The organism is Streptomyces sp. NBC_00083 (genome assembly GCF_026343295.1).
In the GTDB taxonomy this organism is placed as follows: domain Bacteria; phylum Actinomycetota; class Actinomycetes; order Streptomycetales; family Streptomycetaceae; genus Streptomyces.
The window spans coordinates 672771-694711 of sequence record NZ_JAPELY010000001.1 but is presented as its reverse complement, the minus strand read 5'-3'; the positions used below and the strand labels follow the sequence as shown (position 1 = coordinate 694711).

The 21941-nt window shown below is 73.3% G+C and carries 22 protein-coding genes; 3 read left to right on the top strand and 19 right to left on the bottom strand.

Annotation, left to right across the window (positions count from 1 at the left end; translation table 11 throughout):
- Window positions 1-27: 27 nt before the first annotated feature.
- The 12 genes from OOJ98_RS03020 to OOJ98_RS02965 form a co-directional block, all read right to left on the bottom strand.
- The gene (locus OOJ98_RS03020; protein ID WP_267053040.1) at window positions 28-711 is read right to left on the bottom strand and encodes a class F sortase; all 684 of its coding nucleotides are present in this window, start codon (window positions 709-711) and stop codon (window positions 28-30) included.
- Window position 712: 1 nt separating this feature from the next.
- Window positions 713-1285: a hypothetical protein gene (locus OOJ98_RS03015; protein ID WP_267053039.1), complete on the bottom strand. Its 573-nt coding sequence runs from the start codon at window positions 1283-1285 to the stop codon at window positions 713-715.
- Between the two features lie 114 nt (window positions 1286-1399).
- Entirely contained in the window at window positions 1400-2179 is a 780-nt protein-coding gene (locus tag OOJ98_RS03010) for an HAD-IIA family hydrolase (RefSeq protein WP_267053038.1), read from the bottom strand.
- 138 nt (window positions 2180-2317) lie between these two features.
- Window positions 2318-3409 carry a 2-aminoethylphosphonate ABC transporter substrate-binding protein gene (locus tag OOJ98_RS03005; RefSeq protein WP_267053037.1) on the bottom strand — a complete coding sequence of 364 codons (1092 nt, stop codon included), beginning with the start codon at window positions 3407-3409 and terminating at the stop codon, window positions 2318-2320.
- Window positions 3410-3487: 78 nt separating this feature from the next.
- The gene (locus OOJ98_RS03000; RefSeq protein WP_267053036.1) at window positions 3488-4285 is read right to left on the bottom strand and encodes an ABC transporter permease; all 798 of its coding nucleotides are present in this window, start codon (window positions 4283-4285) and stop codon (window positions 3488-3490) included.
- Entirely contained in the window at window positions 4272-5174 is a 903-nt protein-coding gene (locus OOJ98_RS02995; protein ID WP_267053035.1) for a 2-aminoethylphosphonate ABC transporter permease subunit, read from the bottom strand. The genes OOJ98_RS03000 and OOJ98_RS02995 overlap by 14 nt, the downstream gene beginning before the upstream one ends.
- A gap of 4 nt (window positions 5175-5178) precedes the next feature.
- Window positions 5179-6258 (bottom strand): ABC transporter ATP-binding protein, encoded by a 1080-nt coding sequence (locus tag OOJ98_RS02990; RefSeq protein WP_267053034.1) that lies wholly within the window; start codon window positions 6256-6258, stop codon window positions 5179-5181.
- A complete protein-coding gene (locus OOJ98_RS02985; protein WP_323177876.1) occupies window positions 6255-6959 on the bottom strand; it encodes an HAD family hydrolase in 705 nt (234 codons plus the stop codon). The genes OOJ98_RS02990 and OOJ98_RS02985 overlap by 4 nt, the downstream gene beginning before the upstream one ends.
- A 5-nt stretch (window positions 6960-6964) precedes the next feature.
- The gene (locus tag OOJ98_RS02980) at window positions 6965-8095 is read right to left on the bottom strand and encodes a TIGR03364 family FAD-dependent oxidoreductase (RefSeq protein WP_267053033.1); all 1131 of its coding nucleotides are present in this window, start codon (window positions 8093-8095) and stop codon (window positions 6965-6967) included.
- Between the two features lie 732 nt (window positions 8096-8827).
- The gene (locus OOJ98_RS02975; protein ID WP_267055489.1) at window positions 8828-9580 is read right to left on the bottom strand and encodes a GntR family transcriptional regulator; all 753 of its coding nucleotides are present in this window, start codon (window positions 9578-9580) and stop codon (window positions 8828-8830) included.
- 213 nt (window positions 9581-9793) lie between these two features.
- A complete protein-coding gene (locus OOJ98_RS02970) occupies window positions 9794-10597 on the bottom strand; it encodes a hypothetical protein (protein WP_267053032.1) in 804 nt (267 codons plus the stop codon).
- A 239-nt stretch (window positions 10598-10836) separates the two neighbouring features.
- On the bottom strand, window positions 10837-11931 hold the full coding sequence (locus tag OOJ98_RS02965) for an ROK family transcriptional regulator (protein WP_267053031.1): 1095 nt from the start codon (window positions 11929-11931) through the stop codon (window positions 10837-10839).
- 68 nt (window positions 11932-11999) lie between these two features.
- Between OOJ98_RS02965 and OOJ98_RS02960 the strand changes: the two genes are divergently transcribed.
- A complete protein-coding gene (locus OOJ98_RS02960) occupies window positions 12000-13166 on the top strand; it encodes a Gfo/Idh/MocA family oxidoreductase (protein ID WP_267053030.1) in 1167 nt (388 codons plus the stop codon).
- Between the two features lie 80 nt (window positions 13167-13246).
- Window positions 13247-13720: a heme-degrading domain-containing protein gene (locus tag OOJ98_RS02955; protein WP_267055488.1), complete on the top strand. Its 474-nt coding sequence runs from the start codon at window positions 13247-13249 to the stop codon at window positions 13718-13720.
- Here OOJ98_RS02955 and OOJ98_RS02950 read toward each other — a convergent pair.
- From OOJ98_RS02950 to OOJ98_RS02930, 5 genes are all read right to left on the bottom strand, one after another.
- Entirely contained in the window at window positions 13717-15156 is a 1440-nt protein-coding gene (locus OOJ98_RS02950) for a choice-of-anchor A family protein (protein WP_267053029.1), read from the bottom strand. The two genes, OOJ98_RS02955 and OOJ98_RS02950, sit on opposite strands and share 4 nt — an antisense overlap.
- A 433-nt stretch (window positions 15157-15589) precedes the next feature.
- Window positions 15590-16447 carry a fumarylacetoacetate hydrolase family protein gene (locus OOJ98_RS02945; RefSeq protein WP_267053028.1) on the bottom strand — a complete coding sequence of 286 codons (858 nt, stop codon included), beginning with the start codon at window positions 16445-16447 and terminating at the stop codon, window positions 15590-15592.
- Window positions 16448-16660: 213 nt separating this feature from the next.
- Window positions 16661-17428, bottom strand: a complete 768-nt coding sequence (locus OOJ98_RS02940; RefSeq protein ID WP_267053027.1) for a YidC/Oxa1 family membrane protein insertase — start codon at window positions 17426-17428, stop codon at window positions 16661-16663.
- 117 nt (window positions 17429-17545) lie between these two features.
- Window positions 17546-17869, bottom strand: coding sequence for a DUF6412 domain-containing protein (locus OOJ98_RS02935; RefSeq protein WP_267053026.1), 324 nt, complete (start codon window positions 17867-17869; stop codon window positions 17546-17548).
- A 170-nt stretch (window positions 17870-18039) separates the two neighbouring features.
- Window positions 18040-18573 (bottom strand): helix-turn-helix domain-containing protein, encoded by a 534-nt coding sequence (locus tag OOJ98_RS02930; protein WP_267053025.1) that lies wholly within the window; start codon window positions 18571-18573, stop codon window positions 18040-18042.
- Window positions 18574-18696: 123 nt separating this feature from the next.
- On the opposite strand from OOJ98_RS02930, the gene OOJ98_RS02925 reads away from it, so the two are divergent.
- Window positions 18697-20169: an MFS transporter gene (locus OOJ98_RS02925; RefSeq protein ID WP_267053024.1), complete on the top strand. Its 1473-nt coding sequence runs from the start codon at window positions 18697-18699 to the stop codon at window positions 20167-20169.
- Here the strand turns inward: OOJ98_RS02925 and OOJ98_RS02920 are convergent.
- Window positions 20141-21682, bottom strand: a complete 1542-nt coding sequence (locus tag OOJ98_RS02920; RefSeq protein WP_267053023.1) for a sodium:solute symporter — start codon at window positions 21680-21682, stop codon at window positions 20141-20143. The genes OOJ98_RS02925 and OOJ98_RS02920 overlap by 29 nt on opposite strands.
- Window positions 21679-21936, bottom strand: coding sequence for a DUF3311 domain-containing protein (locus OOJ98_RS02915; protein WP_267053022.1), 258 nt, complete (start codon window positions 21934-21936; stop codon window positions 21679-21681). Before OOJ98_RS02915 ends, OOJ98_RS02920 begins: the two co-directional genes overlap by 4 nt.
- Window positions 21937-21941: the final 5 nt, after the last annotated feature.

The window sequence follows — 21941 nt, the reverse complement described above, 5'->3', positions numbered from 1 at the left end:
GACCGACGTCGAAGCCGGGGCGGGCGGTCAGGACGCTCGCGGCGTTGAAGGGGCCGGGTCCCTCGCGTCGGTGAGGTAGGCCGAGACGACCACGTTGGCGGTGTAGGCCTTCGTCGTGCGGTCGTACGTTCCGCCGCAGGTGATGAGGCGCAACTCGGCGCGCCCGGTCCTTCGGGGCCCGTACACCTTGGCCGCGTCGAAGTGCTTGCGCGGGAAGACCTGGACGTCGTCGATGGTGAACTCGGCGACCGTGCCGTCGGCGCCGGTCACCTTGACCCGCTCACCGGCACGGGCCGCGCTCAGACCGTAGAAGACGGCCGGTTTGCTCTGGGTGTCCACGTGTCCGACGAGCAGGGCGGCTCCCGCCTGGCCCGGCTGGGCCCCGCTGTCGAACCAGCCGACCGTGCCGGACTGTGCGAAGGGCGGCGGATCGACCGCGCCGTCGGCGTCGAGGCCGCGCGGCACGACCGGCGCCGCTATGCCTATGGACGGTATCTCCACCCGCTGCGGCGGAGCGCCCTTGAGCGGGTCGTGCGCCGGCGGCAGCGGCACACCGGGCGGGCGGCCGACCGCCGCGATGTCACCGGTGGTCGGCGCCGACGTGCTGCCGGTGCCGTCGGGTACGTCCCGGCCCCACAGCCACAGGCCGAGCAACAGCACCGCCCAGGCGAGGCCGGTGACGAACCGTCCGCTGCCGCGCGCCGACGACATGTCAGTCGCCGCCGCGCCGACGGCGTACGCTGCGCGACGCCACGGCGACCGCCGCGACCGCCGCGAGCGCGAGCCCGATCACCGCGTGCCGGGTGCCGGGCCCCTCCTCCTTGGCCCCGTCGGCGGCGAGCGTCGCCGCGCCACCGCCGCCCGCGTGCACCGGGTGGTACGGGGTGGGCCTGCCGTGGTCGTGGTCACGGTCGTGGTCGTCGCGGCGGTCGCCGTGCACCACGGTGAGCCGGCCGCTCGCCTTGCCGTGACTGTCCTTGCAGGTGACCCAGATGTCGTAGTCACGGTCCTGGGCGTCCGAGCGGATACGGGCCTGGGCGTACAGCCCGCCGTCGGCGGCGGGCGTGAAGCGGGCCTCCGAGACGAAGGCGTCCGACGAGCCGACCGCCTCGCGCCCGCTGCACACGCTGACCCTCAGATCCACCTCCCCGCCGGGGGCCGTGGTGCCAGGGGTCACCCGCACCGATCCGTGCGGCTCGGACTCGGCCACCGCGGGGGACGCGGGCAGCACGGTCAGGGCGGCGGCCGCCACGGCCGCACAGAGTGTCATGGGACGGATGCGCATCGTGAACCTCCTGCAACCGAGCGTCACGTGTGACGCCCGGTTCCGCATCCCGGGAGGTCGGCCCGTTCCGCCGGACGGGCGCACGACACGCCCGCCCAGGGGGAGCGACGAAGGTCAGATCAGCTTCACCAGATCGGCGATCGAGTCGACGATCTTCGACGGCCGGAAGGGGTACGACTCCACGTCCTCGGGCCGGGTCAGACCCGTCAGGACGAGGAAGGTCTGCATGCCCGCCTCCAGGCCCGCGAGCACATCGGTGTCCATCCGGTCACCGATCATGGCGCTGGTCTCGGAGTGCGCGCCGATCGCGTTGAGGCCGGTGCGCATCATGAGCGGGTTGGGCTTGCCCGCGAAGTAGGGCTTCTTGCCGGTCGCCTTGGTGATCAGCGCGGCCACCGCGCCGGTGGCGGGCAGCGGGCCCTCCTGGCTCGGCCCGGTCTCGTCCGGGTTGGTGCAGATGAACCGGGCACCGCCGTTGATCAGCCGGATCGCCTTGGTGAGCGCCTCGAAGCTGTACGTGCGCGTCTCGCCGAGCACCACGTAGTCCGGCTCGTGGTCGGTCAGGACGTACCCGATGTCGTGCAGCGCGGTGGTGAGCCCGGCCTCGCCGATGACGTAGGCGGTGCCGCCGGGCCGCTGGTCGTCGAGGAACTTCGCGGTGGCGAGCGCGGAGGTCCAGATGTTCTCGACCGGCACGTCGAGCCCCATGCGCATCAGGCGGGCGTGCAGGTCGCGCGGGGTGTAGATCGAGTTGTTGGTGAGGACGAGGAAGGGGCGGCCCGACTCCCTGAGCGTCTTGAGGAAGGCGTCCGCACCGGGGATGGGGGTGCCCTCGTGGATGAGGACACCGTCCATGTCGGTGAGCCAGGATTCGATCGGCTTGCGCTCTGCCATGGGTGCGGACTCCTGCGTTCTGCGCGGTCTTCTCGCGCTGATGAGCGATCAGCTGGGGGCGCCGGCGCACCGCACTGTGCGTTGCCGGCGCCCTTAGCCTAGCCAGCCCCCGTCCCCCGCGGCCCGGCCGCTCACGGTTCAGCTGCCGGTGGCCGTCTTCCACGCCTCGACGTACTTCGGCAGGTTCTTCGAAATGTCCATCCAGTCGGGCTGGAAGACGTCGACGCCCTGCATCAGTTTGCCGAGCGCGACCGCGTTGGCGTCGGTGGCCTTGATGTCGGTGCGGGCCGCGAAACCGCCGCCGATCTCGCTGACCTGCTGCTGCGCCCGCTCGCTCAGCATGAAGTCGAGGAGCTTCTTGCCGTTGGCGCTGTGCGGGGCCTTGCTGACCAGGCCGGCCGCGTAGGGCAGGGCGAAGGAGGAGGGCTTGGTGCCGCTCGTGGTGCCGGGGAACCAGATGCCGAGGTTGGGCATGGTCGCGGCCTGGGCATAGTTCATCTGCACATCGCCGTTGGCCGCGAGCAGCTCGCCCTTGTCGACCTTGGGCGCGAGCTTGCCGGTGGAGGCGGACGGGCCGACGTTGTTGGCCTGGAGCTTGCGCAGGTACTCCATCGCGGCCTCCTTGCCGCCGAAGTCGTGCATGGCCTTGATGACGAGGGCGGTGCCGTCGCCCGCGACGCCCGGCGTGGAGTACTGGATCTTGTTCTTGTACTTGGCGTCCAGGAGGTCCTCCCAGTTCTTGGGGGCCTCCTTCAGTTCCTTCTTGTTGTAGATGAACCCGAAGTAGTTGTTGACGACCGCGGTCCAGGTGCCGTCGGGCGACTTGGCGCCCCCGTCGACCTTGTCGGCGCCGGCCGGCACGTACTTCTGGAGCAGCCCCTTGTCCTCGGCCTGCTGGATGAAGGGCGGCAGCGTGACGAGCACGTCGGCCTGGGTGTTGGACTTCTCGCGGACCGCGCGCTGCACCATCTCGCCGGAGCCGCCCTCGACGTACTTGACCTTGATGCCGGTCTTCGCCTCGAAGTCCTTGAAGACCTGGTCGTACCAGCCGTCGCCCTTCTCGCCCTTGAGGCCGTCGGCGCTGTACACGGTGACGGTCTTCGCGCCGGAGTCGGCCGAGGAGTCGCCGCCGCAGGCGGAGAGCGTGGCGGCGAGCACGAGGGCGCCGGTGACGGCGGCGGCCGGCTTGACCGCGGTGCGGGCGGCGGTGACGCGGGTGTTTCTGTGCATGACGTTCGGGGCTCCTGAGGTTGTCGCGGGGGTCGGCGGACAGAGCGGGGAGAAAGGGCGAAAGGGGCGACGGGCGGGTCAGCGGAAGGAGGCTCTGGTGCGGATGCGGGAGACGGCGAGCAGGACGAGCAGCGTCGTGCCCATGAGGACCACGGCGACGGCGGCTCCGGTGAACAGCGAGCCGCGGTCGGTCGCCGCGAAGATCTGCACCGGCAGCGGCGTCCAGTCCGGCGGGTAGAGCATCATCGTGGCGCTCAACTCGCCCATGGACAGGGCGAAGCAGAGCCCGGCGGCCGCGGTCAGGGACGGCAGCAGCAGGGGCAGCCGCACCCGCCACAGGACCACCAGCGGGCGGGCGCCCAGACTGGCGGCGGCCTGTTCGTACATCGGGTCGAGCCGCAGGATGGCAGCGGAGACCGACTGGTAGGCGAACGCCATGACAAGAACGGTGTGCGCCAGGATCACGATCCAGCGCGTCCCGTTGAGCAGCACCGGCGGCCGGGAGAACGCGACGAGGACGCCGAGCCCGACGACCACCGACGGCACGGCGACCGGCAGCACGAACAGGGCGTCCATGAACCGCCGTCCGCCCTTCTTCAGGGCGGCCGCGGCGAGCGCGGCCCACGCGCCGGCCGTCAGCGCGATGGCGCTCGCCGCGAGCGCGGTGACCAGGCTGGTGGTGAGCGCCTGGAGGGAGTCTCCGGTGGTCGCCGCCGCGTAGTGGGACGCGGTGAACCCGGAGGGGAAGGCGCCCGACCAGTTCGTGGCGAACGACGCGGCCACGATGACGAGCAGCGGCAGCGCGAACACCGGCAGGAACAGGAGGAAGAAGACGGTCCAGGTGGCCCAGCGGCCGCCCCGGCTATGCACCAACACGACGGCTCACCACCCGGTAGAGGCCGTAGAGGCCCACGGAGATCACGATGTTGACGACGGCGACGACGCAGGCGGCCGGGTAGTCCGACTCCAGGATCGCCTTGCTGTAGACGAGCATCGGCAGCGTGGTGACGCCCTTCGCGCCGGTGAACAGCACGATCCCGAACTCGTTGAGGCACATCACCAGGACCAGCGCGCCGCCGGCCGCGAGCGCGGGCAGCGCCTCGGGCAGGATCACCTGCCGTACGATCCTGGCCGGCCGGGCGCCGAGCGAGGACGCCACTTCCAGCTGTGCGGTGTCCAGTTGGGAGAGGGCGGCGAGCAGGGGCCGCATCACGAACGGCGTGAAGTACGTGATCTCCGCGAGCAGCACGCCCCAGGGCGTGGTCAGGAACTGGAAGGGCCCGCTGTGCGCGCCGGTGACGTCCGTCCACAGCCCGTTGGCCATGCCGACCGTGCCGTAGACGAAGAGCAGGGCCAGCGTGATCAGGAAGGACGGGAAGGACAGGAACACGTCGATGAACTTCGCGACGGCCTTCCCGCCGGGGAACGGCACGAAGGCGATGACCAGCGCCAGCGTGAACCCGAGCACGAGACATCCGGCCGTCGCCCCGACCGCGAGCCAGACGGTCGTACCGAGTGCGTCCCGGAACGCGGCCGAGCCGAAGACGTCGGCGTACGGCTGGAGGGAGGTGCCGCCCGAGTCCGGCGAGAAGGACTGCTGGACGACGAGGGCGAGGGGGTAGAGGAAGACGGCGGAGAGGAGGATCACCGGCGCCAACGCCCAGATGAAGGGGGGTACTTGACGTCGTCGGGCGTCCTCGCTCCGTCGGGGGCCGCCGTTCGGGCCGGGGCGGGCCGGCGCGGCCCGCGGTGCCGGCGTGCTCACCGCGCTATCCACCGCTCACCCCCGCGCCGAGCAGCACCGCGTCCTCGCGGGCGAAGTGCAGGGTGACCTCGTCGCCCAGCGCCGGGGTGGTGCGAAGCTCCCGTACGTCCGCCTTCACCTGGTGGCCGCCCACATCCACGTACAGCCGATGCGTGGCCCCCCGCCACTGCACCTCGGCGATCCTGCCGCGCAGCGCGTTGGGGCCCGCGCCGAGCCCGACGAGGTGCGGGCGCACGCACAGCGTGGCCATCGCCCCGCGGGCGGCCCGGCCGGTGGCGACGGACAGCTCGGTCTGCCCGAACAGGACGGACCCCGCGCCCACCCGCACCGGCAGGAGGTTCGCGTTGCCGACGAACGACGCCGTGAACTCCGTGCGCGGCCTGCGGTACAGGTCCTGCGGGGTGCCGCAGTCCTGGAGCCGGGCCCGGTCCATGACGGCGATGCGGTCGGCGAGGGTGAGCGCCTCGATCTGGTCATGGGTGACGTACAGGATCGACACGTCCGGCAACTCGCGGTGCAGGCGCGCCAGTTCGGCCAGCATGCCGGAGCGCAGCTGTGCGTCGAGGGCGGACAGCGGCTCGTCGAGGAGGAGGACGCCGGGGCGGATGGCGAGCGCGCGGGCGATGGCGACGCGCTGCTGCTGGCCGCCGGAGAGCTCGCGCGGATACCGCTGGGCGTAGGCGTCCATGCCGGTCATGGCGAGCGCCTCGGCGACCCGGGCGGGGATCTCGCCCCGGGGGACCTTCTGCGCGCGCAGCCCGAACGCCACGTTGTCCTCGACCCGCAGGTGCGGGAAGAGCGCGTACTGCTGGACGACCATGCCGATGCCACGCCGGTGCGGCGGCAGCCGCGTCACGTCGCGGTCGCCGAGGAACACCCGCCCCGCGGCCGGCCGCACGAACCCGGCGACCGCCCGCAGCGCGGTGGTCTTGCCCGATCCGGAGGGGCCGAGCAGGGCCATGACCTCGCCGGGTTCGACGGTCAGGTCGAGCGAGTCGAGGACGACGGTGCCGTGGTAGGCGACGGTGACGCCGTCGAAGCGGATGCCGCCGCGGGACGCGTCCCGCGCGGGGCCGCCGCTCACTCGGCGGCCTCCGACTCGGCTATGGCAGCGGGGAGTTCGGCGATGGAGCCGAGCACATGGGTGGCCCCCGCGGCCGCGAGGTCCTCGCGCCCGTGGGCGCCGGTCAGCACACCGGCGACGAGGCCGGCCCCGGAGCGGACGCCGCTCAGCATGTCGTACGAGGTGTCGCCGGCGACCGCGACGGAGCGCACCGAGTCGACGGCGCCGGTGCGCAGGAAGGCGCTGAGCACCATGTCGGGGTAGGGACGTCCGCGGCCGCCCGCGTCGGCCGGGCACAGGGTGAGCGGGACGAGGTCCTGCCAGCCGAGCGCGGCGAGGATCGCGTCCTGGGTGACGCGGGCGAAGCCGGTGGACAGGACCACGGTGCGGCCCTCGGCGGTGAGCCGCTCGACGGCCTCGCGGGCGCCCGGCACGGGCGCGATGAGCCCGCCGTCGACGAGGGTGCCGTACGCCTCCTCGAAGGCGGTGTTGGCGGTCTGGGCCCGGGTCTCGTCGCCGAAGAGGTGCCGGAAGACGGAGATCTTGGACTCGCCCATGGTGGCGCGGACGTAGTCGAGCATGGTGGCGTGTTCGGCGGAGCCGGGCTCGACGCCGAGGCGGTCGGCGGCGGCGGCGAAGGCCCGCTCCACGAGCCCGCCGTCGGCGACGGTGGTGCCCGCCATGTCGAGCACGACCAGGTTGTACGTGTTCACGGTGGTCAACTCCCTTACCAGTTCAGCTCGTCGGCGGTCTGCTCGGCGATGGCGGGCGAGCAGGTCATGCCGCGTCCGCCCGGCCCGGTCACCAGCCACACCCCGTCCCGCACCTGCCGGCGGTGGACGACCTGCGTGGTGTCGGTGCACTGGGCGTAGACCCCGGCCCAGCGGTGCCGGATCTTCGGCAGCGGCCGGCCGAGGTAGGACTCGACGACCCGGACGAGGTGGTCGTACGGCTCCTCGACGACGTCGAAGGCGAAGGGGTGCTCGTACTCGTGGGTGTCGCCGATGGTCAGGCCGCCGTCCGCGCGCTGCACCATGAGGAGCTGCATCTTGTGCGCGGCGGCGGTCGCGTCCTGGGCCTGCCCGGCGTTGAGCGCGTCGAGCGCCTCGCCGGCGTACGCCGGGTAGTAGCGGAAGCTGTCGGGGTCCGCGACGGAGGTGGTCAGCGGCTCACCGAGGGGCGCGGTCTGCATCATCTGGAGGCGTACGCGGCGCACGGGCAGGTCGGGGGCGAGCTCGCGGACGAGCCCGCCGAGCCAGGCGCCCGTGCACAGGACCACGGCGTCGCCGGTGTGCACGGCGCCGTGGTCGTCACGGACCGCGGCGCCGTGTGCCCGCTCGACGACGTCACGGACCTCGCGCCCCCCGAGGAAGGTGTATCGCCCGGATTCCAACAGGGCTTCCTTCAAGGCGAGTTGAGCGGTACGAGGCTCGACGGCGGCGTCCCGCTCGCACCACAGGGCGGCGGTGAAGTCGCCGCGCAGGGCGGGGTTGAGGGCGCGGGCCTCGTCGGCGGTGAGCAGTTTGTAGCCGCGGGCGGCGGCGTCCTCGCGGGCCAACGCGGCCTCGGCCACGGCGCGTTCGAGCGGGGTGCGCAGGGGGGTGAGCGAGCCGTTGGCGCGGAAGCCGACGCCGGGGACGCGCCTGCCGATGCCCTCCCACAGCTCGCGGGCGCGCAGGGCGGTGTCCAGTTCCGCGCCGCCCGCGCGGCCACTGACCCATATCTGGCCGAAGTTTCGGAGGGAGGCCCCTCTTGCCTCGCTCTCGCGCTCGATGTGGACGACCTCGTGGCCGCGGTTCACTGCGTGCCAGGCGTGCATGGTTCCCACCACGCCGGCTCCAACGACGATGACTCTCACGGCGGCAACGGTCGTAGGAGCGGGTGTCGCACGCCGGTCCACCCGGCGACCCCGGGGTGAACGCACCCCCAAACTTGGCCTAGACCCGTTATGCTTCCGTTACTCCCGGGGGTCCCGGAACCCCCTGCCGGAGCGGTGGGCGCGGTGCCGGGTGCCCTACGAGGGCGCGGGGCTGTGCACTTTGCGCGGCTCCGCCGCGGTGGGCGCGGGTGATCCGCTCGGTGCCGGGTGCCCTACAGGGGCGCGGGGCTGTGTCTTTTGCGCGGCGCCGCCGCGGTGGGCGCGGGTGATCCGCTCGGTGCCGGGTGCCCTACAGGGGCGCGGGGCTGTGTCTTTTGCGCGGCGCCGCCGCGGTGGGCGCGGGTGGCAGGCTCGGCTCCGGGTGCCCTACTAGGGGCGCGGGGAACTGCGCGGGTGACCCAGCACGGTCCGCACCCGACGGCCGGGGGCCGGGAGGATGCCCCCACCCCGCCCCTTCCCTAAACCCTCCGGGGGCGGGAAAGGGGGGCTGGGGTTCAGGACCTGGGGCTCTGCCCCAGACCCCGTTCGCGCCTGAAGGGCGCTCGTCCTCAAACGCCGGACGGGCTGAGGCGGCCGAGACCAGGCGCCCTGCCAAGGGGGAGGGATACCGACGCCAGGCACCCCGCCAAGGGGGAGAGATGCCGATGCCAGGCACCCTGCCAAGGGGACGCGAGGAGGCCGAGACTGGGCACCCTGCCAAGGGCGAGCCACTCAGGGGTGCGGGCCGCAGGCCTGGGTGGGGGCGGGGGCCCCGGGGCCGCCGAGGTGGGTGGTGAAGGAGAAGCGGTCGCCCCGGTACAGCGTCCGGACCCGCTCCAGCGGAGCCCCCTCCGCGTCCCGCGACACCCGATGGATCAGCAGCATCGGCAACCCCGGCGGCGTACCGACGAGCAACGCCTCCCGCGGAGTCGCCAGCACCGTCTCGATCCGCTCGTCGACCCCGCCGAGCGTCACCCCCAGCCGGTCCCGCAGATACGCGTAGAAGGAGGAGTCCGGGGCGAACTCCCGGTCGAGCCCCGGCATTCGGGCCACCGGGGCGTACGTGGACTCCAGCCCCACCCGCTCCTCGTCCGCCAGCAGCACCCGCTCCATGTGCCAGACCGGCTCACCCCTCCGCAGCCCCGTCTCGTCGGCGAGCGCGGGCGGGCAGGGGAAGCGTTCGAGGGTGATGAGGTGGCGCCCCGGCGTGCGGCCCTGGCGGCGCACCCCCTCGGTGTAGCTGGCCAGCGAGAGGGGCTGTTCCAGTTTGGGCCCCGCCACCACCGTGCCCCGGCCCTGGCGGCGCAGCCTCCCTTCGAGGATCAGCTCGCGCAGCGCCTGGCGCACCGTCTCCCGCGCGACCTCGTACCGTAGCGCCAGGTCGCGTTCGGTCGGCAGCAGTCCACCCTCCCCCAACTCGTCGACCAGCAGCGTCACTTGGGCCTTGACGGCGTAGTACTTGGGGATGCGCCCATGGTCCGGGATGCCGGAGCGTACGGGGGCGCCGGGCGCCTGGTTCTCCGGATAGCCGGACGGCGGGTCGTTCGGGGGGCCGGAGAGGGGGCCGGTGAAGGAGCCGGTGAGGGGGCCGGCGAGGGGGCCGGTCGGCGCGTCGTTCGGGTGAGCCACGGGTCGATGCTCGCACGGCCGGGTGAACACCCGGCCCCCGCACCCGGCCCCCGCACCCGGCGCCCCGCCTCAGCGCGCCCTCAGCCGCCGCGCCCCCATCAGGAGCGCCCCGCCCGCGACGAGCAGGACGGCCGCGCCGGCCCCGAGCCCGGTGAGCGCGCCGCCGGCGCCCGTCGCGGCGAGTTCGGTGTCCAGCTCGTGCAGCAGGTCGCCCTCGTCCACGACGTCGAAACGGTACTCGCCGGACTCCCCCACCCACTGCCCGTCGCCGCCCCGGCGCTGCACGATCGCGGCGGTCGCGGTGACCGGGCCCGGCACGGTGTCCGCGGTGAAGCCGAGCCGCACCCGCACGGTGACGGTGCGGCCCGCGCCGATCACGAACCCGGGGAAGCCGTCGTCGAAGACGCCGATGTGCTCGTCCTCGTCGGTCTTGATGAACGGCACCGGGTGGCTGCGCCCGGTGACCGGGTCGTCGAACTCCATCCGCAGCTGCGCGTTGTTCAGGGTGCGGTCCCGGTCGACCAGGACGAGGACCGGATGGATGCCGTCGCACGTCCGGTCCGAGGTATTGGTGAGGTCGAGCGACCACTCCTCGCTGCCGCCCCCGGGCACGTACTCCTCCGGCCCGCCCTGGACCTTCGTGTCCAGCGGGAACGCCGAGCCGGTCCGCAGCTCGCACGTGGCCGGCTTCTCGGCGAGCGGCCGGGCCACGGGCCCCATGGCGACGACCGGCTTGCGCGGCGCGACATCGTGGCGCCCGTGCGGGAGCCCGCCGTCGCCGGCCGCGGCGACCCCCGCGAGCGGGGCGACCGTGGCGGCGGCCACGGCGGTGACGAGGGTGGCCAGGGCGACGGGGGCAGTGCGCAGTCGCATGCGGGACCTTTGCTGCTCGCGGCGGTGGCTCGGTGGCCGCCGCCCGTCCGGAGCCGCTCGGCACCCTCCGGCCGGCCGCGGCCGTGGCCCGCGAGCCTGCCACGCACCGGCCCCGCTCCCGGCACGGCGCGGCCCGGCACGCCCGCCGCCGCCGGTAAGACCGCCCTATCAGCCCAATATCGGCCCGGCCGGGCGCCGGTCACCGCCGGGCGGCCCGGACCCTCGCCGCCCGGTCACGCCTACGGATACGCCACGTTCGCGCGGCCGAAGACGGGGACGAGGACCAGCTGGGCCGCGCCCTCGGCCACCGCGTGGGGGCCGCCGGCCGCCGGGCGGACCGGGATCGCGGGGGCGCCGCCGCGCCGAGCGCGCTCCTCGACGACCGAGCCCACACCCCGCACGAACGTGGACTGGTCGGCGGTGACCGTACGGCCGCCGAGCAGGATCTCGTCGATGTCGAGCAGCCCCACCAGGTTGGCCGCGCCCACCCCGAGGAAGCGGGCCGCGGCCGCGATGTCGCCGCGGGCCACCGCCGCCAGGCACAGCGCCTCGATGCAGCCGCGCCCGCCGCAGCCGCACGCGGGGCCGCCGAGCAGGATCGTCTGGTGGCCGAACTCGCCCGCGCCGGTCCGCGCCCCGCGGTGCAGGGCGCCGCCGAGCACGAGGCCAGCGCCCAGCCCGCTGCCCAGGTGGAGGTAGGCGAAGGAGCCGGTCCCGGTGCCGTCGCGCAGGGCTAGACCGAGGGCGGCGGCGTTGGTGTCCTTGTCGAGGAAGACCTTCTGGCCGAGCCGTTCGGCGAGCGCGTCGCGCAGCGGGAAGCCGTTCCAGTGCGCGAACCCCGTGACGCGGTGGAGCACCCCGCTGTCGTGGTCGAGCGGCCCCGGCATGGCGACGCCGACGCCGAGCACGCGGCGGCTGCCGGTCAGCGCCTCGGCCTCGGCGGCCGCGGCCTCCACCACGCACGAGGGCTCCGCGCCGAGGTCGAGCGGTACGGTCCGCGCGCCGACCAGGGTGCCCGCGAGGTCGACGACGACCGCGGTCAGCTCGTCGCGGTCCAGGTGGAGCCCGATGGCGTGCGCGGCGGCGGGCACCAGCTTGAGCACGGTGCGCGGCTTGCCCCCGGTGGAGGCGCGGCGGCCCGCCTCGGTGGCCGTGCCCTCGTCCCGCAGCCGCCCGGTGATCTTGCTGACCGCCTGCGGGGTGAGCCCGGTGCGCTCGGCCAGTTCGAGCCTGCTGATGCCCGCCTCGCCCGCGCCCCGCAGCAGGTCGAGGACGAGCGCGGCATTGTGGTGGCGCAGCGTCGGCAGGTTCACACCCGTATTGCTCCTGTTCACCGACCCATTGTCCCTCTTGCTTGCACTTTGGCAACAGCGTTGCTTAAGTGGATCGCATGAAGGACCCCATGAACGCCAAGCCCCCCGTGGACGCCGTGACCCCCGCGCCCCCCGCGACCGTCAGGAACGCCCCGCACGCCGGTAACGGCGGGAGCGGGCGCCCGACCGCCGACCTCCGCGTGGGACTCGTGGGCTACGGCCTCGCGGGCTCCGTCTTCCACGCCCCGCTGATCGCCGCGACCGAGGGCCTCACCCTCGACACGGTCGTCACCTCGAACCCCGAGCGCCAGGCGCAGGCCCGCGCCGAGCACGGCGGCGCGCTGCGCTTCGCGGGCTCCCCGGAGGAGCTGTACGACGCGGGGCTCGACCTGATCGTGGTCGCGTCGCCGAACAAGACGCACGTGCCGATCGCGACCGGCGCGCTCAAGGCGGGCCTCCCGGTCGTGGTCGACAAGCCGCTGGCCGGCACGGCCGCCGAGGCGCGCGAGCTGGCCGCCCTCGCCGAGGAACGCGGCCTGCTGCTCTCGGTCTTCCAGAACCGCCGCTGGGACAACGACTTCCTCACCCTCCAGCGGCTCCTCGCGGACGGCGAACTCGGCGAGGTCCAGCGCTTCGAGTCGCGCTTCGAGCGGTGGCGCCCGCAGCCCAAGGGCGGCTGGCGCGAGTCCGGCGACCCGGCGGAGATCGGCGGCCTCCTCTACGACCTGGGCAGCCACGTCGTCGACCAGGCGCTCGTCCTGTTCGGCCCGGCGCTGCGCGTCTACGCCGAGGCCGACGTGCGCCGTCCCGGCGCGCAGGCCGACGACGACACGTTCATCGCGATCACCCACGCGAGCGGCGTCCGCTCGCACCTGTACGTCAGCGCGACCACCGCTCAACTCGGGCCGCGCATGCGGGTATTGGGATCGTCGGCCGGTTACGTGAAGTACGGTCTCGACCCGCAGGAGGCGGCGCTGCGCGAGGGCCGGCGCCCCGCGGCGGGCGAACCGTGGGGCGAGGAGCCCGAGTCCCTGTGGGGCCGGGTCGGCAGCGGCGACTCCCCGCTGACCGGCGGCGGCTGCCCGGTGCGTACGGTGCCGGGCGACTATCCCGCGTACTACGCGGCGATCGGCGAGGCGCTGCGCGGGGGCGGTGAGCCGCCGGTCACCGCGCACGAGGCGGCGGCCGCGCTCGACGTCCTGGAGGCGGCGCGCCGCTCGGCCCGCGAGGGCGTGACGGTGGAGGTCGCGCTGTGAGGGCGCGGGACACGACGGCGCGACCGGAGCCGGCGGAGGGCGGTGCGGGCGCCTCCTCCGGCGGCCCGGCCCCGGACGACGTGGCCGCCCTCGAAGCGGAGCAACAGCGCCTGGTTCTGCGCCGGTTCACCTACGAGGACGCGTGGGAGCTCGGCATGCTGCTGCGTACGCGCGCCGTCGAGCGCGGTGCGCCGGTCGTCATCGACGTACGGCACGGCGCCCGCACGGTGTTCCGGTGCGCGCTGCCCGGGTCGAGCGGCGACAACGACGCCTGGATCGACCGCAAGCGCCGGGTGGCCGAACGCTATGCGGCGCCGTCCTTCCTGGTCGGCGCACGGTTCAGGGCCAAGGGCACCACGTTCGAGGAGGCGTCCCGCCTCGATCCCGACTCCTATGCCGCACACGGGGGTTCGTACCCGGTGACGGTCGAGGGCGTCGGGGTCGTGGGCACGGTGACGGTCTCCGGCCTGCCGCAGGCGCAGGACCACGCCCTGGTGGCCGGGGCACTCGGCGAACTCGCCGCCGGCGCCCGGCCACCGGGAGCCGGGCGCTAGCCGAGCCCCTTCGGCTTGCGGGTCACCACGAAGGTGATGCCGCCGGCCGCGACGAGGACCACCGCGAGCCCGCCGACCAGGACCATCGTGTCGGAGGGCGTGCCGGTGTCGGGCAGTTCGCCGCCGCCGTCGCTCCCTCCGCCGTCCGTGCCGTACCCGCCGGAGTCGCTGCCGCCGTCGTTCCCGCCCGAGGTGCCGCCGTTGGTCATGCCCTCGGAGTCCGTGGGGCTGGGAGTGGGCGGCTCGGGGGTGGGAGTGGGCGGCTCGGGGGTCGGGGTCGGGGGCTCGGGGGTCGGGGTCGGCGGCTCGGGTGTCGGAGTGGGCGGCTCGGGTGTCGGAGTGGGCGGTTCCGGGGTGGGTGTGGGCGGTTCCGGGGTCGGGGTCGGCTCCTCGCCCCGGCAGGTGGGGAGGTCCCCGTTGAAGGGGTAGGCGTGGAACTCCTGGCCGCCCCCGCCTCCCACCACGGAGGTGTGGACGAGCGAACCGACCGTGAAGAAGCGCCCGTTGATGCCGGGCAGGGTCACGGTGGTCGTGCTGTCGTTGTTGCCCACCAGGACGCTGCCGGAGAACTGTCCGCTGCCGCGCAGCCGTACGGTCTCGGCGTCGGGGAAGTTCCAGAGCAGCCGGTCGCGGAGGGCGGCCGGGAGCATCCCCATGTACGTGTTGATCTCGCGCGCCTCACCGGTGAGGTTGACCAGCACGGTGGCCCCGGCGGGAATCCCGTCGAACAGGAAGCCCTGGGCGCCGCCGCTCGAACCGGCGAGGTCGAAGTCGACGTTGAAGACCTGGATCGCGGACTTGCCGTCCCCGGTGAACACGGTCTCGTTGCCGTTGTTCCGTGCGGTGCCGGTGGCAGTCCTCGGCTTGCCGTCGACGTAGGCGTAACAGTGGCTCGCGGCGGCGAGGTTCGGCCGGAGCCGGGCGTAGGGGGCGGCCGCGTCGGGGTCGTGGATGGCCTGGGGCCGGACGGTGCCGCTGAGTGCGCCGCCGTGGCGTACGACACCGAAGACGGAGCCCTCTTCGGCGAGGAGGCGCTGGCCTGGGGCGACGGTGACGCTCTTCCCGGTGGTCAGGAAGTCGGTGCCGTTGTCCGGCGGCACGCGGGAGCCGACGCCGGCGACGCCCACGTTGTAGACCTGGGAGACGCCGGTGGCCTTGTGCTGGTCGAACGCGCCGAGCACGACGATCTTGCCCTCCGCCTCGGCGGCGGACTGTCGCACGAGGAAGTCCCCGCCGACGAAGATGTTGATGTTGTTGTCCCGCCCGGCGAGCGACCCGTTGTTGGGGTTCGGGTAGGGCACCACCGGACAGTTGCTGCCCTTGCAGGGCCCGAGCCCGTCCGGCAACGGGTCGGCCACCCCGAGGGAGGCCAGGGCCCCGACGACGACGGCGGCCCCCACGACAACGGCCGAGGCGGTGGCCGCCCTTCTCCGCATACCTGGCGTATTTCGCATTTACGCAATATGCGAAATTTGCCGCACGCTTTTCTTGAGACACGCACAGGGGCGCCCCATCCGGCGCAGACGGGGCGCATGAGGGGGGCTCCGCGGCGGGGGGCGGGGCCGGGGCATCCGGTGCCGCGAAGGGGGCCCGCCGGTGGGCGGGCGTCACGACCACCGGTCGGCAGCCGCCGACGAGGCGGCATCGCTCGCGGGTGGCCGGACCTTGCGACGTCGCCGAACGGGCGGGCGGGAAGGGGCCCGCCGAAGGCGGGCGTCACGACCCACCGGGGGCGGGCCGACGACGAGACGCCGGCCACCCGCGGGTGGGGCCGAGCCCTCCGGCCCCGCCGCACGGGCGGGCGGGTGGGAAAAGGGGGCGAGGGCCGCAGGCCCAACGCCCCCCCCACCCCCCACCCCGCTGGAAGCGCTACGCGTCCTTGAGCACCTGCCGCTGCCGCCCCAACCCCGCGACCTCGAGCTCCACGACATCCCCCGCCCGCAGATACGGCTTGGGCTCCGGCTGCCCCATGGCCACGCCCGCCGGCGTACCCGTGTTGATGACGTCACCCGGGTACAGCGTCATGAACTGGCTGACGTACCGCACGACCTCCGCGACGGAGAAGATCTGCTGCGCGGTGGTGCCGTCCTGCTTGAGCTCCCCGTTGACCCAGAGCTTCAGGGACAGCGCCTGCGGGTCGGGCACCTCGTCCCGGGTGACCAGCCACGGCCCGAGCGGGTTGAACGTCTCGCAGTTCTTGCCCTTGTCCCACGTGCCGCCGCGCTCGATCTGGAACTCCCGCTCCGACACGTCGTGCGACACCGCGTACCCGGCGACGTACGCCAGCGGGTCCTCGTCGTCGCTCACGTACCGCGCGGTGCGCCCGATGACGATGGCGAGCTCGACCTCCCAGTCGGTCTTGACCGACTTGCGCGGCACCAGCACCGTGTCCTCGGGCCCGACCACCGTGTCCGCCGCCTTGAAGAAGATGACCGGCTCGGCGGGGGTGGCCGCGCCCGTCTCCTCGGCGTGGTCGTGGTAGTTCAGCCCGATGCACACGACCTTCCCGATCCGCGCGACCGGCGGCCCGATGCGCGCCCCGGTGTCGTCGAGCGCGGGCAGCACGCCGGTGGCGGCCGCGGCCCGTATCCGGTCCAGGGCGAACTCGTCGGCGAGCAGCTCACCGTCGATGTCGTTCACAAGGCCGGACAGGTCCCGCAGGGTCCCGTCGGCGTCGAGCAGCGCCGGACGCTCTACACCGGCGTCGCCTACGCGCAGCAGCTTCATGGTCAGTCTCCCTTTGGTCGAGCGGGGCCCGGCCGATGGGTAGCGGCCATCGGAGGATCGTCCGATCCTCCAAGGAAGACGTCCACTCCGCAAGACCCCGTTCACAAACTGGACCGTAACCGGGTCGCGGGATGCTATTGCGCACACCCCGGGCGGACGCGTACCGCGCCCGGAGAGGGCGACCTCCGAGCGTGCGCCGACGCCCGGAGGGCCCTACGCCGCCGTCGCGAGCGCGGCCGGCGCGGGCACCATGTCCTTGTAGAGGAACGCCCGCTCGACGGCGGTCCATGTCGTACTGGTCACGAGGTAGAGCGCGGCGGCGAGCGGCACCACGCCGACGGAGATCAGCGTGCCGAAGGAGAGCAGCGGCATGAACTTGCTCATCGCCGCCATGCCCGGCACCGCGTCCTGCCCGCCGGGCGCCACGACGGGCGTGGCCGCCATCTGCCGCTTCATCCGCCGGTAGTTGAAGGTGGCCACGGCCGCGACGATCGCGAACAGCACGACGTACACCAGCCCCCGCGCCCCGAACACCCCGCCGTGCGCGAGCGCGGCCGTCCAGTTCCCGCCGAGCGGCGCCTGGAAGAGGGCGTGGTCGAGCAGACCGTTCTCCTTTCCGCCGATGCTGGTGCTGGAGAACACGTGGTAGAGCAGGAAGAAGGCGGGCATCTGGAGCAGGCCGGGCAGGCAGCCGGACAGCGGCGACACCTTCTCGGCGGCGTGCAGCTCCATGACCGCCTTCTGGAGCGCCTTGCTGTCCTTGCCGTGCTTCGCGCGCAGCGCGGTCATCTGCGGCCTCAGCCGGGCCTGCGCCTTCTGGCCCCGCGCCGCCTGCCGCGACAGGGGGTGCACGGCGAGGCGTACGAGTGCGGTGAAGAGCACGATCGCGGCGGCCGTGGAAGCCCCGTGGAAGACCGGTTCGAGCAGGGCCGCGAGGTGTTCGGTGAGGCTCGCGAAGGCGCTGAAAAGGGAGCTGAACATGGGGAGGCCCTCCGGGGCGTCTCGTCAGGGAGGTACACGTGAGCGCACGCGCGTGGCGTGCGGTTCTGCGTGAGGTGACGAGCCGGTGGGGCGGTGGTACGCGGGGGTACGGGTGCCCTACGCGGCCGTCGGGACGAGACGGCCGGGCGCTCGGGGCCGGGGCCGTCCGGACGCGTCGGGATCGCGCTGCGGAAGGAAGGCGGTGCGCCGCTCCCGGTCGCGGATCGCGGTACGCACCCGGGTGCGCGCCACGTGCGGCACCGCGCGCGAGGCGAGGGTGGCGCAGACGGCGAGCGCGGAGCCCGCGGCGGCGGTCGCGGCGAGCGCGACGGCGGCGGAGAGCATGCCGCCCTCGACGAGGACGACCTGGGCGAGCAGGAAGAGGAAGGGGCCGAGCAGGGGCCGGGTCAGACGTGCGCACCGTGCGACGACGCCGCTCATGTCACTGCCCTCCCCTCGCTCCCTCGTCAGCCGCGCAGGTCCGCGATGACACCTCCAGCCGTTATACACGACGCTTCGGCGGGGGTGACCGGTGGTGCGAGGAAGACCACGGGCGGAACCGGCGCCGCCGCAAAACCCGTCCCACCCGGACCCGGCGCCGCCGCGGGCCCTCAGCTCGCCTGGAGTTGGAGCGGTTGCAGCAGCCGCCTGGGTTCGCGCAGGGCGCGGCTCACCGCGTCCTCGGCCGGCCCGAGCCCGGCGCCGGGCCGCATCTCGACGTCCTCGGGGTCGACGACGCGCCCGCAGGCCCGGCACTCCCCGTACGGCCCGAGCTCGGTCCCGCACTCGGCGTGGTGGAAGGTCCGCATCGGCCGCGCGTCCGGATTGAAGGCCCTCCCCCAGAGCCCGAGCGCGCGCAGCGCCGGCCACAGCCCCCGGCCCAGCTCGGTGATCACGTACTCCTCGCGCGGCGGCGACTCCTGGTAGCGGCGCTTCTCCAGCACCCCGGCGTCGGTGAGCGCCTGGAGGCGGGCGGCGAGCACGGCGCGCGGGATCTTCAGGTGGACGAGGAAGTCGTTGTAGCGGCGCACCCCGTAGAGCGCGTCCCGTACGACGAGCAGCGTCCAGCGCTCGCCGATGATCTCCAGCGCGCGGGCGATGGAGCACTCCTGCGCGGCGTAGTCGTAGTCCTTGCCCAGAGCCATGCCCCCGATTCTACCGCCTGGGTTCACTGAACGAACCTTCGGTGCTAGGGTCGGAATCACCAAGGTTCATTCACTGAACTCGATGCGCGTCCGACTCGGATCCACGCCTCCGCGAGGGAAGCCATGACGCAGGCAGCACGCACCCCGACCCCGGCAGCCGCGATACCCACCGCCGCGACCACCGCCCCCGACACCGCGACCGCCCCGGACACCACCCGCACCGCCCTCCCCACAGCCCCCACCGGCACCACATCCCCCACCGGCACTACCGGCACCACCGGCATACGTCCCGGACCCACGCTCGCCGTCACCAGCGCCGCCACCGCCGTCGCGCTGATGAACTACACGGCCCCGATGCTGACCCTGCCCGGCATGACCGCGTCCTTCCACACCGCGCTCTCCGCCCAGGCCTGGCTGCTCAACGGCGCTCCGCTCGGCCTCGCCGCGCTGCTCCTGATCGCGGGCAGCCTCGCCGACGACCACGGGCGCCGCCGGGTGTTCCTGGCCGGCACCGTCGCCCTCGGCGTCACCATGGCGCTCGGCGCCCTCGCCCCCACCACACTGGCCTTCACCCTCGCCCGGGTCGCCCAGGGCATGGCGTCCGCCGCCATACTCGCGAGCAGCCTCGGCCTCCTGGTCGCCGCGTTCCCCGTGGGCGCCGCACGTATCCGGGCCACCGGAGTGTGGGGCGCCTTCGTGAGCGGCGGCATCGCCGTCGGACCGCTCCTCGCGGGCGCCCTCGCCACCGTCGACTGGCGCCTGGTGTACGGGGTGCTGGCCGTCCCCGCCCTGGTCACCGCGGCGATCGCGCCGCGCGCCCTCACCGAGTCACGGGCCCCGCGCGGCGGGCGTCCCGACGTACCGGCCGCCGTCACCCTGGGCCTCGCGTTCACGGCGCTGATCGGCGCGCTCACCCTGGGCCGCGACGGCTGGCTGCACCCCTGGGTGCTCGCCCTGCTGCTGGCCTCCGCGGCCCTGACCACGGCCTTCGTGTACGTGGAGCGCCGCGCCGCCGCCCCCATGATCGACCTGACGCTCTTCCGCCGCGCGCCCTTCCTGGCCGCGTCATCGGGCGCCCTGTTCACCGGCCTCTCGGTGATCGGCTTCTTCAGCTTCCTGCCCGCCCTGCTCAGCCAGTCCCTGGGCACCTCGCCGATGGACGCGGCGTGGCTGTTCGTGCTGTGGTCGGGCTCCGCGTTCGTGGTGGCGCTCCAGGCCAGGCGCCTGACGGGCCGGGTCGCCGCCCGCCACCAGCTCGCCGCCGGCTTCGTCCTGCACGCGGCCGGCGTCCTCACGATGCTGGGCGCGCTCGCCTCGGGCCCGCTGGTCCGGCTGCTGCCCGGCCTGCTGCTCGCGGGCATCGGCAGCGGCCTCCTGAACGCCGCGCTCCCCCGCCTCGCCGTCGAATCGGTGCTGGCCGAGCGCGCGGCGATGGGTTCGGGCGCCAACAACACGGCTCGCTACATCGGTTCGTCGGCGGGCGTCGCCCTGACGGTCGCGCTCGCCCCGGCGGGCCCGGACACGGTGATCGTGGTGTCGGCGGCCCTCGCGGTGGCGGCGGCCGCCCTCACGATGGTGCTGCGTTCCCGCGCGTAGAACGCCGGGCGTGCTCGCCCTCCTCATCGCCCTCGTCCTCATCTTCCTCATGGATGGGATCCCGCGCCAGTACGTCGTCCGAGACGGGCGCCCCCTTCGGTCCGAGGAGCGAAAGGGCGAGCGCCACAAGGAGGTTGAGCCCGAGCGCGACGATCCCGGCGTTCACTCCCCACACCGGGTCGTGGTCGGTGAACACGAACCCGCAGACCGTCCCCACCCCCACCGCGAGCCCGGAGAGCCCGCCCAGCAACGTCAGCTTCCGCCACACCAGGCCCAGAAGCAGCATCGGCAGAAGCTGCGCCATCCCCTCGTAGGAGATGAGCGAGAGCCGCACGAGGGTGTTGGGCACGGTGTACGTCATGAGCAGCGCGAGCGCGCCCGCGACGACCACCACGATCTGCGACGCGCCCTTCTGCCGCTCCCGCAGCCGGGGCACGAGCGAGAGCACACTGCGCCCCCACATCGTGCCGATGACCAGCATGAACACGGCCATCGGCACGATCGACGACAGCGCCGCGGCCACCCCGATGAGCCCGACGGTCCAGGCGGGCAGCGAGTCCACGACCAGCTTGAAGAGCGCGAGGTTGGAGTCGGCGCCGACGAGCCCCGGCACGACGAAGATCGCGGCCATGCCGAGCAGCATCGGCACGAAGAGCAGCACGTTGTAGGCGGGCAGCAGCATGGCGTTGCGCCGCAGGGCGTCGGCGCTGCGCGCTCCGAGGTAGCCCGCCACGGTGGTCGGGAAGATGACGACCGTGAGGGAGTTGAGTACGGATGTGGTGGCGAACCACGCCTCCCCGAAGGCGCCGCCGTGTCCGGGCAGCGTGAGCCAGTCGCTCTTCTCGCTCACGACCCGGTGGAAGAAGTCTCCGTACCCGGCGAAGTAGTGCAGCGGCACATAGATCGCGAGGAAGGCCAGGGTGGCGATGACGAGGACGTCCTTGAGCACCGACACCCAGGCGCTGCCGCGCAGCCCGCTGACGACCACGAACCCGGTGGTGACCGCGAAGGCGATGAAATAGGCCCAGTTGAGCGAGATCGCACCGTAGGAGATGGTCGAGACGACCACGCCCATGCCGGTGATCTGCAACTGGATGTACGGCAGCAGGAAGACGGTGGCGAGCACCGCGACCAGCGCGCCCAGCCAGGGCCGCCCGTAACGGTGGGCCACCATGTCGGTGATGCCCACGAGGCCGTGCTTCTTGGCGTAGGCCCACAACATGGGCCCGACCACATATCCGACGGCGTATCCGCACGACATGTAGGCGACCACATACAGCACCGGGGCGCCGTAGTTGTATCCCCAGCCCGCGGCACCGAGATAGCTGAAACTGGTGTAGCTCTCGCCCGCCATCAGCACCCAGATGAACACGGTGCCGAGGCTGCGCCCGCCTACGGACCATTCGGCGAGCCCGCCTCCGCCGCCCCGGCCGCGTACGGCGAAGAGGCCGAGCGCGACGGCGCCCACCATGAAGACGCCGAAGATGGTGGTGGCGACGGCGGCGCTGCTCATCGTCCGCCCCCCGTACCGCTCCCGGTGGCGCTCCCCTTGTCGCCTCCCGCGCCACTCCCCCTGCCGGCCCGGTGATCGCCCCGCCAGGTGAACCAGATGGCGAGGGGCGTCAGCAGCGTCGCGGCGAACAGCCAGAAGAAGAGGAACGGCACCCCGAACACCAGGGGCCGCACCTTGTTCACGAAGGGCAGCGCCCCCAGGTAGAGCAGATAGGGCACCCCCAGCCAGAGCACATGAGATCGACGACGACGCATACCCG

Bases quoted from the DNA above. Each gene is read 5' to 3' on its own strand.
- OOJ98_RS02960 (WP_267053030.1), top strand. From the start codon at position 12,000: ATGAACGCCAAGCCCCCCGTGGACGCCGTGACCCCCGCGCCCCCCGCG.
- OOJ98_RS03005 (WP_267053037.1), bottom strand. From the start codon at position 3,409: ATGCACAGAAACACCCGCGTCACCGCCGCCCGCACCGCGGTCAAGCCG.
- OOJ98_RS03015 (WP_267053039.1), bottom strand. From the start codon at position 1,285: ATGCGCATCCGTCCCATGACACTCTGTGCGGCCGTGGCGGCCGCCGCC.
- OOJ98_RS02970 (WP_267053032.1), bottom strand. From the start codon at position 10,597: ATGCGACTGCGCACTGCCCCCGTCGCCCTGGCCACCCTCGTCACCGCC.
- OOJ98_RS02930 (WP_267053025.1), bottom strand. From the start codon at position 18,573: ATGGCTCTGGGCAAGGACTACGACTACGCCGCGCAGGAGTGCTCCATC.
- OOJ98_RS02915 (WP_267053022.1), bottom strand. From the start codon at position 21,936: ATGCGTCGTCGTCGATCTCATGTGCTCTGGCTGGGGGTGCCCTATCTG.
- OOJ98_RS02945 (WP_267053028.1), bottom strand. From the start codon at position 16,447: ATGAAGCTGCTGCGCGTAGGCGACGCCGGTGTAGAGCGTCCGGCGCTG.
- OOJ98_RS02935 (WP_267053026.1), bottom strand. From the start codon at position 17,869: ATGAGCGGCGTCGTCGCACGGTGCGCACGTCTGACCCGGCCCCTGCTC.
- OOJ98_RS02925 (WP_267053024.1), top strand. From the start codon at position 18,697: ATGACGCAGGCAGCACGCACCCCGACCCCGGCAGCCGCGATACCCACC.
- OOJ98_RS03010 (WP_267053038.1), bottom strand. From the start codon at position 2,179: ATGGCAGAGCGCAAGCCGATCGAATCCTGGCTCACCGACATGGACGGT.
- OOJ98_RS02940 (WP_267053027.1), bottom strand. From the start codon at position 17,428: ATGTTCAGCTCCCTTTTCAGCGCCTTCGCGAGCCTCACCGAACACCTC.
- OOJ98_RS02950 (WP_267053029.1), bottom strand. From the start codon at position 15,156: ATGCGGAGAAGGGCGGCCACCGCCTCGGCCGTTGTCGTGGGGGCCGCC.
- OOJ98_RS02920 (WP_267053023.1), bottom strand. From the start codon at position 21,682: ATGAGCAGCGCCGCCGTCGCCACCACCATCTTCGGCGTCTTCATGGTG.
- OOJ98_RS03020 (WP_267053040.1), bottom strand. From the start codon at position 711: ATGTCGTCGGCGCGCGGCAGCGGACGGTTCGTCACCGGCCTCGCCTGG.